General features: G+C 66.7%; 13 protein-coding genes and 1 pseudogene. 5 read left to right on the top strand and 9 right to left on the bottom strand.

The features are described from left to right. Nucleotides 1-242: 242 nt before the first annotated feature. Both GA0070214_RS10930 and GA0070214_RS10925 read right to left on the bottom strand, forming a co-directional pair. The gene (locus tag GA0070214_RS10930) at nucleotides 243-851 is read right to left on the bottom strand and encodes a hypothetical protein (protein ID WP_244167656.1); all 609 of its coding nucleotides are present in this window, start codon (nucleotides 849-851) and stop codon (nucleotides 243-245) included. 531 nt (nucleotides 852-1,382) lie between these two features. Continuing rightward, complete coding sequence (locus GA0070214_RS10925) at nucleotides 1,383-2,654, bottom strand: hypothetical protein (RefSeq protein ID WP_244167655.1); 1,272 nt, start codon at nucleotides 2,652-2,654, stop codon at nucleotides 1,383-1,385. Nucleotides 2,655-2,750: 96 nt separating this feature from the next. Here GA0070214_RS10925 and GA0070214_RS10920 point away from each other — a divergent pair, with 96 nt between their 5' ends. From GA0070214_RS10920 to GA0070214_RS10915, 3 genes are all read left to right on the top strand, one after another. Beyond that, nucleotides 2,751-4,250: a serine/threonine-protein kinase gene (locus tag GA0070214_RS10920; RefSeq protein ID WP_139141813.1), complete on the top strand. Its 1,500-nt coding sequence runs from the start codon at nucleotides 2,751-2,753 to the stop codon at nucleotides 4,248-4,250. Between the two features lie 17 nt (nucleotides 4,251-4,267). Then, on the top strand, nucleotides 4,268-5,326 hold the full coding sequence (locus GA0070214_RS31415; protein WP_139141812.1) for a hypothetical protein: 1,059 nt from the start codon (nucleotides 4,268-4,270) through the stop codon (nucleotides 5,324-5,326). Between the two features lie 190 nt (nucleotides 5,327-5,516). Beyond that, the gene (locus GA0070214_RS10915; RefSeq protein ID WP_139141811.1) at nucleotides 5,517-5,933 is read left to right on the top strand and encodes a hypothetical protein; all 417 of its coding nucleotides are present in this window, start codon (nucleotides 5,517-5,519) and stop codon (nucleotides 5,931-5,933) included. Nucleotides 5,934-6,080: 147 nt separating this feature from the next. On the opposite strand, the gene GA0070214_RS10910 is transcribed toward GA0070214_RS10915, so the two are convergent. From GA0070214_RS10910 to GA0070214_RS10885, 6 genes are all read right to left on the bottom strand, one after another. Then, nucleotides 6,081-6,680, bottom strand: coding sequence for a hypothetical protein (locus tag GA0070214_RS10910; protein WP_139141810.1), 600 nt, complete (start codon nucleotides 6,678-6,680; stop codon nucleotides 6,081-6,083). Nucleotides 6,681-6,688: 8 nt separating this feature from the next. Then, nucleotides 6,689-7,345, bottom strand: a complete 657-nt coding sequence (locus GA0070214_RS10905) for a GNAT family N-acetyltransferase (protein WP_091261846.1) — start codon at nucleotides 7,343-7,345, stop codon at nucleotides 6,689-6,691. An 11-nt stretch (nucleotides 7,346-7,356) separates the two neighbouring features. Further along, on the bottom strand, nucleotides 7,357-8,853 hold the full coding sequence (locus tag GA0070214_RS10900; RefSeq protein ID WP_091261845.1) for an APC family permease: 1,497 nt from the start codon (nucleotides 8,851-8,853) through the stop codon (nucleotides 7,357-7,359). Between the two features lie 63 nt (nucleotides 8,854-8,916). Next, a complete protein-coding gene (locus GA0070214_RS10895; RefSeq protein WP_244167654.1) occupies nucleotides 8,917-9,612 on the bottom strand; it encodes a GOLPH3/VPS74 family protein in 696 nt (231 codons plus the stop codon). A gap of 38 nt (nucleotides 9,613-9,650) precedes the next feature. After that, the gene (locus GA0070214_RS10890) at nucleotides 9,651-9,878 is read right to left on the bottom strand and encodes a hypothetical protein (RefSeq protein WP_244167653.1); all 228 of its coding nucleotides are present in this window, start codon (nucleotides 9,876-9,878) and stop codon (nucleotides 9,651-9,653) included. A 5-nt stretch (nucleotides 9,879-9,883) separates the two neighbouring features. Further along, nucleotides 9,884-10,147, bottom strand: a complete 264-nt coding sequence (locus GA0070214_RS10885; RefSeq protein WP_139141809.1) for a hypothetical protein — start codon at nucleotides 10,145-10,147, stop codon at nucleotides 9,884-9,886. A gap of 752 nt (nucleotides 10,148-10,899) precedes the next feature. Between GA0070214_RS10885 and GA0070214_RS32360 the strand changes: the two genes are divergently transcribed. Next, nucleotides 10,900-12,744, top strand: a complete 1,845-nt coding sequence (locus tag GA0070214_RS32360) for a S9 family peptidase (protein WP_244167652.1) — start codon at nucleotides 10,900-10,902, stop codon at nucleotides 12,742-12,744. On the opposite strand, the gene GA0070214_RS10875 is transcribed toward GA0070214_RS32360, so the two are convergent. Then, entirely contained in the window at nucleotides 12,708-14,093 is a 1,386-nt protein-coding gene (locus GA0070214_RS10875) for a helix-turn-helix domain-containing protein (RefSeq protein ID WP_091261842.1), read from the bottom strand. The genes GA0070214_RS32360 and GA0070214_RS10875 overlap by 37 nt on opposite strands. Before the next feature lie 458 nt (nucleotides 14,094-14,551). On the opposite strand from GA0070214_RS10875, the pseudogene GA0070214_RS32905 reads away from it, so the two are divergent. Continuing rightward, nucleotides 14,552-14,861: pseudogene (locus GA0070214_RS32905) on the top strand (methyltransferase, FxLD system); the annotation flags it as partial. Between the last annotated feature and the right edge of the window lie 199 nt (nucleotides 14,862-15,060).

Genomic DNA, 15,060 nt, shown 5'->3' with positions numbered 1-15,060 from the left:
GCCGTTATCGCCGCGCCATTGGGGATCACCGTTGTGAAGCGACATTGCACCGAGAAGCACCGTCTTCCCTGCGCCATTCGAGCCGGTCTCGGGACCCCGTCCGCTGACCACCCAGATGCCGTCTCGCGGGATTAGCATGGCGGTGCTGGTGTGCCGGCCAATCCGTACGAGTTGCAGGGCCCGCAGTGGTCGAGGCCCGACGATACCGAGGTCCTCAACGTCGATCGGTAGTGTCGGAACGGTCACTGCGACTCCTTAACTCCGTCGCTAGTTTGCTGTGCACTGCGTATGTCTCGGGCCCAAATGCTGTCCGGTCTCAGGAGCAGGACGAGGTTGTCTTCGAGGCGTTGACGTTGAGCTGGGCTAAGTCTGCGCAGGGCTGGTCCCGGTTGGTTGCGCTGGTTGATGAGCTGGTGTGCTCGAAGCCGAGCGAGGCTGTCGCTGAGGCGTTGACCACGCACAACATCTCGGCCGGTTTCGCCGGTGTGCTCGTCCAGCTGTTGCAGGACCGACGGCACATCCTCGCCCAGGATCCGCCCCAGCATTTCGGTGTGCAGGTAGATCAGTGCGAGCACCGCGAGGTCGTGAGGCTCAAGGTCCTTGCGTTGTTGGACAAGGTACGGGACCACGTCGTCGGACCACCCGCTGAGGTAGCCTTCCACTGGTCCGCCCTCGCCATGCGTCACCGCGATGAGCTGGCGACCCAGTCCTTTGAGTCGCTGGATGACTAGCTCGCGCAGAAGCTGGTCATCCAATGCGTGCCATTCGCGGGGTCGCAGAACCGAATCGGCCACCTCTAGCGCGCGTACCGCCTCCTGCACGGCAGCCTCGTCCAGGGTTTCGTCACGCATTAGGGATCTCCGGCCAGTTAGGGTGTTGCCAGAGGCGGCGGGCGGCATGCGTCATGACGTCCCGGGTGGGCACGTCCCACACATGCATCATGGGTCCGGCGCACCAACCACCGTCCGTGACGGCAAGCAACCCGGCCCGTGGCAGACTCCCCTGCAGAGCAGGAAGGACCCATGAATTGCCTGGGCGCACCATCAGGAGTTCAACGGTCGCCAGCACCTGCGCCGTCGCGACTGCCGCGCGGTTGGTGCGAGGGTCGTTGAGCAGAGCGTATACGACAACGAGGGTCCTCGTCTCCTTGCGCGTGAGGGCGCGTCGAGCTAGCCGCGGAGGTTGAGGACTTGCCGCCGGTTCCGCATCGCGCCAACCCTGAACCAGCAGAGTCCCGCCATTACCGTCATCGATAACATGTACCCGGCGGCCGGCCAGCTCGGCTGTCCGCTCGACGTCGCCTACATGTACGCCAGCAGCTGGCAGGTAGCCGTGTTGGCGCAGTCGCGCCAGTGCAACTGCCACCTCTTGCGCCTGCTCCATCATCTGGCCCCCTCGCTGATCTGCGTCACAGCGCCGGCGGCGACCCGACGGAGGATGAGCCCGGACACCAAACGGACTGCCGCCCCATCGGGACGGACGGCGAGCGTTCCGGGATGGGCGAGTTTGTAGCCAATGTCGAGGCCCTCCAGCGTGCTCAACTGGGCGAGTAGCACTGCCGGTTCGGGCCACGGTTGCGAGAGGAGCACCTCGGTAACGTCACGTTCTCCGGCGCCGTCCAACAAGCGCTCGGCGAGTGCCCGTAGCGTGTCTCGCAATGAGGGTGCGGGTGCCTCCACAGCGTCTGCGACCGCTGGCTCCGGGACTGGATCCGGGCCGGCCTCGTACGTCAAGTCTTGCAGAGCCGCCAGTACCTGGTTGGGGTCAACCCAGACAGGAGCCTCGTCGAACGCGATACCGTCCCACAGCGCGGCCAGACGTTGCGTACCGGCCGTACGCATCACCTCGTGGACCTCGTCCCGCTGAACCCAATGCCCCAGCACGCCACGGGCCTGGCTCAGCAACTTGAGCAGACGCAGCTGCTGAGCCACGTATCGATCGCCAGCCTCGGTGAGCCGTTCTAGATCATCCGTCAACTCACCCGCGAAACGCTGAACAACGGCGTCCTTTAGCTGGCCGATTCGCGTTCGCAAGACGCGATCATCGGCCCCCTGCGCAAGCTCAAGGATCGAGGCCGTCTTGCGACGATCCACGGTTCGCCGCAGCTCGTTCGCGAACGTGGAAAGCACTCGGCGCAGCTCCGCGAGATCAGCTCGAACGTCGCCGATGGAGGCATCAGCGGACGACGCTCGCGCCTGAGCTCGGCTGAACATCTCTAGCAGTGCCTTCTGCCCCGACATCGTCGATAGCCAGGGAACCAGGATGAGACTCAGCGACCCGGACAACGTCAACCGCACGTCCTGTTCGTTTACGACATCTTTGTCCTTTTCAACCGACCCTGCCGTCATCAAAGCAGCCAACCGCCGCTCCAACATCTGCCGTGGGTAGCGCGGTTCAAGTCGCTCAAAGAGCCTGCGGGTGGGGACGCCAGTCCCATGTGGATCGCAGTCGGCGAGGGTCCGGCAGAGATCGACTGCGGCGGCTATCTCCTCGTCTGTACAGTCGAGCGCGCCAGCCTCCTTCAGCATGATCCCGAGCACGCCGGCGACCTGCTGGGCTTGGCCGCTGCGGAACGAGTACAGCGACCGCGGGAGCGGGGCGAAGACCCTTGCCGCTGCGGCATCGCCGGATGTATCCATGTCCGGTGCTGTCACACTGTCGAAGGGTAACGGAGATCTACCCGGGGTGTGATCAGCTGCTTGGTGGGCGAGCGACGGATCCTAGGGGGACTGCGTGTTGCCGATCTGGGCGTGACGACCGGCATGGCCGATAGGAAGGGCTTCGTGAAAGGTCAAGAACTGAACGCGGGTCGTCGACCGTCCGGCCCGGAGCAAAGGCGAGCGTCGACACAAGTGACCAAAGTGGCTACGGGTGCCGTCTACGTACCGGGCTTGCCGAGTGACCTCGACGCATACCCCGTCTACCGCTTTCGTGTTCGAGACGGCACTGAGGAAGATGCCAAGCTCCTGCGCCTGGAGGTGCGCGCAGCGAGCACGCTGCGAGCATCGTCATGGCTTGAAAAACTCGGATCAATAGACGAGGCGTCTGTTCGATGGCTTGTAAATCACAGCCCAGGGAAGGCAAAGCGGCTGACCGAGCGGTTCGGCGAGCACACCCTCGGCTTGATGTACAAATGGTGCGCCGCCGGAATCGTCGTCTTCGAAGTTGAGCCGCCACACGAGCCCGGAGCCACCCATGGAGCTCTCGTCGCATGGCGGCTGAGTGATGCCGTGCAAGCCCACGCCGACGAGACGGCACAGCGTTCCGAAGACCAGCGTGCCGCCCTCGCCACGCAGGCGAAGCAGCTCGGCTCCCGCCTGCAAGCTTTTCCCGAAACGCAACTCTTGGCCCGCATCCTTATAGATCCCTTGGATCCAACCTTCCTCGAACACACCGTCACCGTGGCACGGAGCATTGTGAACGGCCCCAGGCCCTTCCTGCCCGCTCCGGAAGGTCTTTCGATCAGCAACGACACAACCGCTGCCTCCTTCGTCCTGCAGCGGCTCAGCCGAGGCCGGGTCAAGGACTACGCGGTAGACCAGGAGGTGATCGAGCGAGGCGGCCAGGCGACTGTCGCTGGCGCCACCCACAAAGGAACTGGTCAGAGGGTTGCCTTCAAAAGGGTCCGGATTCGAGACGAAGACTCAACGGCACGGATGGGCCGCGAGATCGAGGCTGGTCGCCTCTTCGGAGGGCATCCCCACATCATGCCCGTGCTGGACGCCGACCCTGCATGTCATTGGTTTGTCATGCCTCTAGCGAGCGGCACTGCTCGCACCTACGCCGACCAGCTGATGCAGCCAGATCGGTTGCGTCGCATGCTGATCGCCGTCTGCGAAGCCCTTCGGGTGCCGCACCAGCAGGGCTGGATACATCGTGATCTCAAGCCTGAAAACCTCCTGCTGCTCCACGATCGTTGGACGGTTGCCGACTGGGGCCTCGGCCGTCGACCGCGTGGCGAGACCACTCAACCGGGCCGCACCAGAACCGGCTCGGGTTACGGAACTGTCGGCTTCGCCGCCCCTGAGCTGTCGCTTGACGCGCATCAGGTAGGACCCCCTGCCGATATTTACAGCATCGGCCAAATCATCGGCGCTATCCTGACAGGCCGTTCCCCCCAAGCAAACATCGCGCTGATCCCGCCGTCAGGGCCATGGACGGCCCTCGTCGAGTACACCACGCTCCACGACCCCTCCGCACGGCCCCAGACTGTCGACGACCTACTCGACCTCATCGACGCCGCCCACTAGCCGTGTATGATCCCCAGGTGGTCAGGATTTCGCTCGAACCGTACTTCCTCCACCAAGAACAACTCATCGGCCTCCTCGGCACCGAACGGGCCGCCTTCGCACTTGAGCGAACATCTCGGTCGATCAGCCTTCCAGTGGCCACGCCTCACGCCCTGGCCGCAGCGCTCGCCGAGGCCCTACCGGCGCTCGGAATCGGCGAACTCCAGAAGGTCCTGCATGAACGGACACTCCACGTCGGCCAGGTCGTCGGAATCGAGCAAGCCTTCAACTTCCGCCGCGCCAGGGAACGGGACCGCACGGGCGACAAACCGGTCGATTTCCATGCCAGACTGAACACCGACGAGAATGTAACTATCAGCGGCACATTCAACTCATCAAGGCTCGTCGTGCAGTCAGCCGCTGGCAATCTGTCCGGACGAAGACCGGCGTACATCATAGGCACCGTCACGGCCTGGGACGGCGTCAACCTCGAACTTCGGCCCGCCTTCGCCGGAGTCAGATCCCTCATCGAAGACGAAGAACTCGCCGTATACGGCATCGCCTCGAAACGGCGCGTATACCCAGATGAGGTTGACCAGTTCGCCGGGGCGGACTTTCACCGGCCCGCGAACCAGAACGACCTGCACGCACTCCTAGCGACATCAGAAGAAGCCGTAAAGAACGCATTCGCCAGCATTATCGGAGAGCCATATGTTCCCAAAGACTGGGGCGGCGAAAAATCCGACCTATACTCTTCGCGTCTCCGCATCCATGGACGGCAAGTCTCCACGGCCTGGCTCTTCAAAGGACCAGGCTTTCCCCGGCCGATGACCGTCAAAGCGCTCGGTAAGAATGGCGACCAGATCGTACGCCTCTTCAGCGAGCCAGCCGAACTACTCGTGCTTCAGCATTGCCACGCGGTCACATCCGCCGTGATCAACATGATGGAAACCTATGCTCATGACCCCCGCAATCCTCGTAAATATATGATCTTGGATGGGTTCGACACAGCTCAAATCCTAGGGTCGCACGGCGCGCTCAATCGGCCCGAGCAATCGGTCGCGATCAATGACCGGCAGCGACAACCACCTGCATAATCCACTATTTGGCTCCGGGGCAAGCATGTATCGGACCGGCGAGATCACGCGCTGCCCGAGTTGTGGCCCACCGCCGTTGCGGCGGCCCTGACCGCCGCCCGTGCCGCGGCGGCGGTCGCCGTGCGGGGTCGGCGAAGCCCCGCAGCAGGGTCTTGCCGGGCTCGGGGTGTTCCGGGGTCCGTTCCCCGGAGTGTATCGGGCACCGGAGGAGTTCAAGGCTTACGAGGTCCGCCCTCACCTGGACCACCTGCTGGAGGAAGACCCTGCCGAAGTCCTGCTGGCCGTACCGGCACCGCGACCGGGTCGCCTGGATTCCGGCGGCGCCTACAAGGAAGTCGTCGCCGAGCGGGCCGGGACCGTGGAACTGGCCGAGAACGGGAGCGTCCCGCGGCGTGACCGGACGACTGAACGAGCCTACGAGCGGCGATACGGAACGGTCGTAGCCCGGGACGACGCGCCCGACGTGAAGGACGCGGTCTGCTGCGGCAAACATCTGCCCGGGCGCGCTGGTCAGCCTCTCGGTTTGGGCTACCAGATCTGCCCGGACTCGCCGACCTACTACCAGCGGGACGAGCGTGACGGCCCAACGGTCGTCGGCTGCCCGTGACGGAGGCGCACCAGCGCCGAAGGCCCGGAAGGGTGACCTCGGGTGGCTGGTCCGGACCCCCTGCGAACCTGCACGGTCACACCTTCCGGGCCCTCGTGGTGTCCCGGTCGCTGGAGGCAGGGCGGCCGGACGTCACCGGGGGAACCTTCAGCCGGAGCTGCTCCCGATTGGGCGGCCGGCGCAGGTTAGTGGCCAGAGCCTGGGCCCGCTGGCCAGGTGCAGCGGCAGATCCGGCCGGTAGCCGTGCTGGCAGAGCAGATCTCGGGCGCCCTCGGTGGTGACGACGGCGTACACCGGGTGGCCGGTCTGGTCGACCACGTGATGGTGCTGGCGCAGCAGTTCGTCGGCGACTGGCCAGGCGTAGCCGGGTTGCACGGCTAGCCAGGACAGCCAGTGGTGCGGCGCGTCGGAACGGTAGCTGCGTATGGCAGCGTTCAGCTCACTGAAGCGGGGAGCCGCCCGGCCCGCGAACGTGGTCAGGTGGTAGTCGCCGAGCGCCCACCGGTCCGCGTCCAGGTCGTGGCGCCGCCACACCGCGACCGCCGACCAGTCCCCCGCCACGTCAACGTGGCCTCTCTCGATGGCGTGGTCGATGTCGACGGCGAGGAGCCGGTGCAAAACATCCGCCCGATTGTCGGCGTCCGGCAGCAGCCACTCAGCGACCGGGTCCCGGGACAGCGCGTCGACCAGAAGTGCGGTGACGGCGGCAACGTCGGCCGGTCCCGCCCGGCGTACGGATGCGGTCATGGCCCTGTTCACCGCGGCCGCCGGTAGTACGGATTGGGCGGCAGGAACGACGACCGGACACCCCCATTGAGCTGGCCCCGCCACATCGGCCAGAAGGGTGGCCCGGACGATGTGGGCTGCATCGGTGGTCCGGCGTCGTAGCCGTGTCGGGCGTACAGGTTCCGGTTGCGGGGGTTGCTGGCCTCCAGGTACGCCGGCAGGTTCTCGGCATCCAGCGCCTTGTGCGCGTGGGCGAGCAGCGCCGACCCGACGCCCCGGCTCTGCAGGGCCGGGTTGACGCCGATGTAGGCGAGGTAGGCGTGCGGCAGGCGGGGGTGGCGGGCCTCGAACATCGCGTCGAGCAGCAGGAACTTCGGCGCGTACGGGCCGGTGGCTTCCTCCAGCCCGTAGAGGTGGTCGGGGTGAGGTGGGGGTGTTTCGTCGCGCCGGTACCAGATCGCCGCCCCGGTGAGGTCGTCGGTGGTGTCGACTCTGCCGTGGCGCAGGCCGAGGGTGAGCATGAACTGGAAGTAGCCGGTGAACACGTCCAGCCGGTCGGCGGGCTCCGGGACCGCCCACTCGGCGACTGTTCCGGTGGAGAACGCCTGCGCCAGGACGGGCAGCAGCGCCGGTACGTCGTCGGCGGTGGCCTGCCGGACGGTGAGATCTATGCGGGTTTTGAACATGCTGGGCCTCCTCAGACGGGCTGGCGGACGGGATCGGGGGTGCGCAGGGGCGCTGTCGCGCTGTCGGCGCCGAGGCCGATCGTCTGGTAGACGTCGGGCCGGGCGGCGCGCAGCGTGAACGCCCACGCCAGCCCGGTCGCCGCAGCGACCGCGTAGCTGGCGGGGAACACCCACCGCAGCGGGGAGGTCGGCTCGACACCAAGTAGGGCGTCGAACTGTTCGACGGTGACGACGAGGATCGCGCCGAGGGCCAGTGCGGATAGGAACGGCGCGACGGCGGTGCGCCACATGCCGTCGCGGTGGGCGATCCGGGCGAAGTAGCTGAGCACGGCGACCGAGGTGGCCGTCATGAGGATCAGCACGCCGAGCGCGCCGAGGGAGGTGAGCCAGAAGAACAGGTGCACGATCGGGTCGGCGTCGGCGAGCACGTACCCGGTGAGCACAGCCACGGCGAGGGCGGTCTGAAGGATGGAGCCGGCTTTCGGCGCGCCGGTGCGCCGGCTGGTGCGGCCGAGGACGCTGGGGAGGACCCGTTCGCGGCCGAGCGCGAAGGCGTACCGGGCGACCGTGTGGTGGAAGGACAGCAGGGCGGCGAACAGGGAGGTGATGAACAGCCACCGACCGAGGGTCACCAGCGACGAGGTGAGGTGCGGGGACACCAGGTTGAAGATGAGGTCGGTGCCCTCGGTCTGGGCGGCTGCCACGATCTGGTCGGGCCCGGTGGCAACGGACATCGCCCACGCCGACAGCCCGTACAGCAGGGCGGTGACCGCCACGGCGATGTACGTGGCACGCGGCACCGTGCGTTTGGGGTCCTTGGTCTCCTCGGCGAACACCGTGGTGCCTTCGAAGCCGACGAACCCGGCGATGCCCGTGACGAGGGCGGCGCCGATGCCAGGCCCGATCAGGTTGCCTGGGGCGAGGGTGTCGAAGCTGACGCCGAGATCGTTGACGGGTCGGGCGACCATCACCGCGTCATAGACCAGGGCGATGACGCATTCGGCGACGAGTAGTACGGCGAGGACTCTGCCGTTGAGGTCGATGCGCAGCAGGCCGAGCACGGCGATCACCGCGCAGGCGATGACAGCGCACAGCCACCTGGTGGTGTTCATCCCGAACCGGTCGTTGAGGAGCCCGGACAGGACCGCGCCGAAGACGCCGTACAGGCCGATCTGCATGCTGTTGTAGGCGACCAGGGCGACGATCGCGGCGGCGACGCCGGCTGGCCTGCCGAGGCCTCGGGTGACGTAGGTGTAGAACGCTCCGGCGTTGACGATCCGGCGGGACATGGCCACGTAGCCGACGGCGAACAGGGCCAGCACCGCGGCGACCACCAGATAGGCGAGTGGGATGCCGAGTACGCCGGTGACGGCGTAGCCGGTGGTCGCGCCGCCGGCGACGGCTGTCAGCGGCGCGGCGGCCGCCACGACGAAGAACACCACGGCGGGAATGCCGAGCCGGCCGCGTGTTAGCACCGCGGACACGGTGTCAGGGTCATGTCTGGGCATGGGGAAGCTGCCCCTCTCCAGGGGTTGAAGGGTGAACGGTGGGGTGGTGTGCCGCAGCCGCGCTCAGGTGCGGTGGCTCAGAACGGTGTGACCGATCGCCGTGTCCAGGTCGGCGAGGAGTTCACGCATCGGCTGCGGGGCGGCCGCCAGCAGGCGCCGCAGGTGCGCGCCGACCGCGTAGGGCGCGCCGTCGAGGATGAACTGGTCCAGGCGGCAGGACGCGGCGATGCCGGCCAAGGCGAGGTCGAACGCGTCCAGTTCCTCGTACTGGCGCAGCTTCGTTGACAGGCGGGCCCACGACCAGGCGGCGACGTTCATGTCCGTCGGAACGTGCACCGTGACCGTGCGGAGGACCTTCCGCTGCTGCTGCGGTTCGACCTTGCCGGCCTGCCACAACCGTCGCGCGACCTCCTCGTGGGCAGTCGCGGCGAGGTACGACAGCCACGTGCGGGTGGCGGTGTGCTGAGGTTCGCCGACGAGCCGGTCCAGGATGAGGTGTTGCAGCGGGTCGGCCGGCGTCCGGTGGTCGAGCACGTAGATGTGCCCCCGGTCGAACGAGATCCGACCCGCGGCGGCCAGCTCGCCGAGCAGCGCGGCAGCCAACCCGTGACTGATCGCGCTCTGATGCAGGCGCGGCCGGCCGGTCTGGTCGTCGTGAGCGATCAGAAAGAACTCGTCAGCAAGCAGCGCCGGCCGGTCCGGGCCACTCCCCCGCGCCTGCCGGTGTCTCGCGGGTGTGGGCTCGAGGTGCGGGTGCACTACCGGTCGGTGATCTTCTGCGCCAGGAGGTGTTGGGATCACCGCTGCTGGCCTTCCTCGGTCGGAGCTTCTACGGGAACGGCGATCTTGAGTTTCTTCAGGACATCGAGCCCACCGGGATGCCGGGAGAGCTCCTCAAGGGCCCATGTGTATTGGGTGCAGATCTTGCTGTCGGTGCAGTTGAAGCAGGTGCCGCCGTTAGCGTGCTGTTGCGCTGTGCGGCGGGCCGAGTCGAATCGGTCGACGGCGCGGTCGCTCTCCTCCATGACCGTCACGAGGCAGTGCGGGGACGACATCGCCCTCGCAGGCGCCAGCGCAGCGACCGCCGGGTGGGCTCGGAAGTTCGATCGAGGGCCGCCCAGAAGGCGCGGTTCGCCTCGGCCAACTCCTCGGCGGCCGACTCGCTCTGGCCGTTGGCGCCGACGAGGTGCCCGCCGCTCCGGTTGCCGTAGAGCGTGGCCGCGCCCCCGCGGTCGATGCCGAACGGCGCAAATTGCCCGTCGTCTGCCGGCGTGAACCACTTGATACGTCGCACTGCCACCACCTCTTTTTGCGGGGGTGCGCGGCCTGGTCCTTGCCGGCTCCGACCGCGCACCCCGGTCCGGTGGGTGCAGGGCCTCCCCTGGGGGACCGCGTTGGCCCTGCACCCGGCTCATGCGCGGGACTACTCCCGCAGAAACTCATCCGGGCGGCCGAGGGCGCGGCCTGCTCGACGAGCGTCAGCAGCGACGAGTTGATCTGGTTGTCGCGAAGCTCGCGTACGTAGGCGGCTTGGTCGGGGCAGCAAGGTGGTCCGGGACCCGGCACACAAGCTGCCGACGATTCCTCGGCGCGATGGGACCGTCTTCGCCAGCCCGTCAGCCAGCAGATCTCGGAACCGGCGCGGGCGCGCCAACTCCTGTCGGTCGCCGCAAGGCGCCAGGTAGCCTGCAAATGCATCTTGCCCATCCAATGAGTTAGCACTTCTCTTGCGGCAATGGCAGTTGTCAATGCCTTACTGATGAATGGCGCTCGGCATTAGCGTCGCGTGGATAGGCGACCTGGTCGACACCGGAAATGCGGACAAGATTGCTGTCCGCATAGGCATTCGCCGACAACATGACGCAGCGGGGCGCGGGTGGGGATGTCCAGCGGCCGGGGCGAGCTTCGGGCGTAGAGTCGGACGTGCCTAAGGAGCGTGGATGCCTGCACGATGACACGCAACGTGCGCGGCGCGTTGTCGGCGCCTCAGACCCATGGACGGGGCCGCCCCTTGGAGCGCAGTCTGACGTTGATGGAGAGGAGCCCGTGAGCTTGGCCGAAGACTTCGCCGCCTTGTCGGTGGAAGACGCCGTCCGTGCCTCTACCAGCTTCGACCAGCTTCGTGCCGGCGACGGCGCTTTGTATTGGCTGGAGACTCGGCCCGAAGCTGGCGGGCGCGGAGCCGTGACAAGGTGGCGGCCCGGCGAGGGCATCCGGAGCATCAGTCGTGAGCGTTTCGACGTCACCAGCAGCGTCCACGCGTACGGGGGCGGAACTTTTGCTGTCGTCGAAGACACTCTGTGGTGTATCGGCGAAGCGGGCCTGTACCGGAGCCGTCGCAGCAGCGATCAGCTCGAGCCGATTACCCAGGGGCGCTTCGGGGACCTTACCGTCGGTGATGGCGAGTTGTTGGCGGTGCGCGAATCAGAGCAGGGCGACGAGATCGTCGGGGTTTCGCTGGCGGGCCGTACACAGGTTCGGGCGCTCGTCGCATCAACCAGCTTCCTTGGTGCACCTAGACAGGGCCCCGGATTGTTGGCCTGGGTTGCATGGAGCGAGCGCGACATGCCCTGGGACGCCTGTGAGGTGTGGGTGGCTCCGTACTTGCCCGGCGGGGACATCGGAAGTCCGAGGAAGGTCGCCGGTGGCTCTAATGAGTCGGCGCTGGAGCCGCGTTGGGGGCCGGACGGGGCGCTGTACTTCATGTCTGACCGCAGCGGCTGGTGGAACCTGTATCGGTGGAACGGCGACGCGATCGACGCGGTGGGGCCAATCGCGGGTGAGTGTGCCGCGGAGCCGTGGGAATTGGGTTACGTATCGTACGACTTCCTTGCCGATGGCCGGATCGCCATGGTGGTGCAGGAGGGGCCGCGGCACCGCCTCGTCGTTGTCGAGCCCGACGGTGCCGTTCGCCCCGTCAACGTTCCGTACACCTCGATCAAGCCCTACCTGGCGGCGCAAGGCATGACAGTGTCGCTGATCGGGTCGTCACCAACTGCGGCTCCGCAGGTTGCGGTGGTGCACCTTGCCGATGGCCATCCCCGGTTGGAGGTAGTCGCCAGGTCGGAGCACGGGGAACTTTCTGCGGCGCAGGTGTCCACGCCGACGGAACTGCGGATTGGTGTACCCGGTGGCCGTGAGGTGGTTGCCCTGGTGTACCCCCCGACGGGTTCGGCGGCGGACTGGTGTGCCCCGCTGATCATTCGCGCGCATCCTGGACCCACCGCCTCCTGCCTGCTGCGTCTGGACTGGCAGGCGCAGTTCTTTACCAGCCGCGGCTTCGCCGTGGTCGACGTCGATTATCTGGGCAGCACGGGGTATGGCCGCAGCTTCCGGGAGTCGCTGTACGGCAGGTGGGGCTTGGAGGACGTGGATGACTGCGCGGCTGTAGCGAACTACCTGCTGGGGGTGGGGCGAGCGGTCCCGGGCCAGGTCTTCATCCGTGGTGCCAGTGCGGGGGGATACACGGCGCTGCATGCAGTGTCCAAGGATGGTCCGTTCGCTGCGGCCACCGCAGTGTCTGCGATCGTCGATCCGGACCGGTGGGCGGAAACCGTGCCCCGGTTCCAGCGGGCACACGCTACGCGGCTGCGCGGTGGCGCGGGCCGGGTCCGTGCCGCCACCGTTCGGCGCCCTGTTCTATTCATTCACGGCACGGCGGACGAGGTGGCCGTGGTCGAGGATGTGCGGGAGCTTGCCGACGAGCTGGCGGCTCTCGGTGTAAGGCACGAGTTGTTGCTACTTTCCGAGGTTGGCCATTACGTGGCGACGTCCAGCCGGGCGGGTGCGGCGTTGGAGGCAGAACTGGCTCACTACCGCTCGGTGACGGCGGCTGCCGTGGTCGGCAGCGGGGATCACAAGGCGGCCAGCGGTAGCTGCTCGCGCACGTAATCGCTGAGTCCGCGAACCTCCGGTTCGCACCGGTAGGGCTCGAGGTCGGCTTGTACCTCAACGATGCGCTGCAAGCAGCGGTGCGAGGTGATCCGGGCGGCGTGATCCACCGCCGCCCGGGCGGCGGCGCACGCTTCGTCGATCTTACCGGCCGCGGTTAGCGACGAGGCCAGGAGAGCGGTGTCGATGGCGAGCCGACGGACGTGTGTGGGGCTCAGCTCGGTGAGGGCATCGACCAAGTGCCGTTGGGTTTGCTGCGGTCGGCCCAGGTCGTGGAAGCAGTGGGCGATTTCGTCCGCAAGGTACGCAGGGGTGAAGTACCGAATCCAGGCCGGCTCGTCCTCGGGCTTGCTGCGTGCCAGTTGCCTCTCCGCGATATCGACGTGAGCCAGGCAGGCGCCCTCGCGTCCAAGGCGAGCGTGTGTTCGCGCGACGACGGCGTGCAGGGCGGCTGTGACGGCGGGCGTCGCCTGGGCTTCGCTTCCCTGGACCGCCGCGAGGGCCATCCGCAGCGCTGGCTCAGGGTGACCACAGTGCAGCGCCAGGTGGCCAATGTTCACGGCGAGCAGATAGCCGCCGAAGAGGCGGTCACCGCCGGCCTGTGTCAGCCGTAGAGCGCGTAGGTAGCGGCGCTGCGCGAGACCGTGAGCGCCCGTGTCGACCGCCTGGTATCCGCACAGTTCGAAGAATCCTGCCGCCAGGGTGTAGAGGTGCCGACCGATCGCCGCCGAGGCGGGAGGGCTGGCAAGTAGCCGATTCAGTTCGCGTTCGACGTACCTCTGCACCTGGGTATGGACTTGTCCGGCACCGTGGGTGTGATCCAACTCCCGGAACACCGCCAGAGCGGTCTCAGCGGAATGAAGATCCTCTTCACAGACCTGATCAGCCGAACCAGCTCGTCCGGCCACGGACAGACAGGGTCCCGCTGAGGCGTTCAGCCAATCCAGCGCTGCGCGATCGAGAACGCCTGGCTGGAAGGGAACACGAGCCACCATGTCTGCTACCCCGGGCGTGTTCGCCAAATGGGTAGGCAGCGCTGCCCCAGCGTTAGTAGGACCGCTCGTGGAAGATGTCCGCTTACCCTCGTCGGCGCGACTTGCCTCGAGAAGCGGCCACAGACGGGTCAAGGCCCCGCCGGCCGCCAAGGCGCTGTCGCAGGCTTCGACGAATTCCCGGGATGGAAAGCGATCCGCTGTCTCGACCCGACGCACCATGTCGGCGCTGAACCGGATCGCCACGCCGAGTCGCGCCTGCGAGAGGCAGGCCCGCTCACGCAGCCGACGCAACTCGGCGCCGAAGAAGTGGCGCTCGGACAGATACGGCTGGAGCGTCCGTGGGGCCTGACCCATAGCACCGCCTTCTCGGCCTGTTCGCGCCACTGGGGCGATGAGCAGCGTGGATATCGCCCACATAGGGTCACTCAGTGTTCACTGCGACGCAAGCAAGAACACTGAGATCCGCAGCTACGGGAGAAGCTGATCGGCGGCGCAGATGCGGACAACGGCTTCGTCCGCATGCTCGGCATTCACTCGGCCGCGTCGAGAGCTCAGTGTGGAGACGGGGCGCTTCTCACTCGTCGGGTCCGCTCCTGTCCTTGACTAGCGCGGGAGGTGGCTGGACCAGGACGCCGTTTCGTCGCCGTGATCGTGATCCACATCGGGTGTGACCTCCAGCCTGCCACGGCACCACATCGACTTCACACTCCATGCGTCCTGGCGAGTCCAGCGGCTTGACGCTCTGTTGAGCCGAGCAGAGCGAAACGACGGGCTATCCGGTCAGGAGGCCCTAATGAAAAGGGAAAGCCTGAATGAGTGTCGACACGACGAGGGGCGAGGACCTTCGTGCCGCGATGGTCGATCAGCTCGTCGCTGATCATGCGGAAGGGGCTGGAGATGCGGCCCGAGGTGGAGGCGGCGCTACGGTTCGTGCCACGCCACCTGTTCACACCCGATGCCGCGCTGACGGAGGCGTACCGGGCCGATCAGGCCGTCGTGACCAAGCGGATCGGCGACGAAGCCGTCAGCTCGGCGTCGGCGCCCTGGCTCATCGCGGAGATGCTCGGTCAGGCAGCTGACGCCATCGACGGCGGCTTGCCCGGCCTGGAGTTGCTCGCGCTGCCGCTTGATCGGGTTGAGGAGGTTGATCTCCTGTGGAGTGAGGCTGAAGGGCCACGCCGCAGCAACGCCGGCGTGGCACCGATGAGCGCGTTGCCGAGTCTGACGTGCACGTCGAGGAAGGTGAGTGGCTTGCCCGGCTCAAGGACTATCCAGAGCGACACCTTGGCCAGTTCTACGGCCATCTGGGTGAGATCGATGC

This window comes from Micromonospora chaiyaphumensis (genome assembly GCF_900091435.1).
GTDB classification, from domain to species: Bacteria; Actinomycetota; Actinomycetes; order Mycobacteriales; family Micromonosporaceae; genus Micromonospora; species Micromonospora chaiyaphumensis.
The sequence above is the reverse complement of the archived record's forward strand: the minus strand, read 5'-3'. Positions and strand labels throughout refer to the sequence as shown.

Bases quoted from the DNA above. Each gene is read 5' to 3' on its own strand.
- GA0070214_RS10905 (WP_091261846.1), bottom strand. From the start codon at position 7,345: ATGTTCAAAACCCGCATAGATCTCACCGTCCGGCAGGCCACCGCCGAC.
- GA0070214_RS10930 (WP_244167656.1), bottom strand. From the start codon at position 851: ATGCGTGACGAAACCCTGGACGAGGCTGCCGTGCAGGAGGCGGTACGC.
- GA0070214_RS10890 (WP_244167653.1), bottom strand. From the start codon at position 9,878: ATGGAGGAGAGCGACCGCGCCGTCGACCGATTCGACTCGGCCCGCCGC.
- GA0070214_RS10900 (WP_091261845.1), bottom strand. From the start codon at position 8,853: ATGCCCAGACATGACCCTGACACCGTGTCCGCGGTGCTAACACGCGGC.
- GA0070214_RS10910 (WP_139141810.1), bottom strand. From the start codon at position 6,680: ATGACCGCATCCGTACGCCGGGCGGGACCGGCCGACGTTGCCGCCGTC.
- GA0070214_RS10875 (WP_091261842.1), bottom strand. From the start codon at position 14,093: ATGGGTCAGGCCCCACGGACGCTCCAGCCGTATCTGTCCGAGCGCCAC.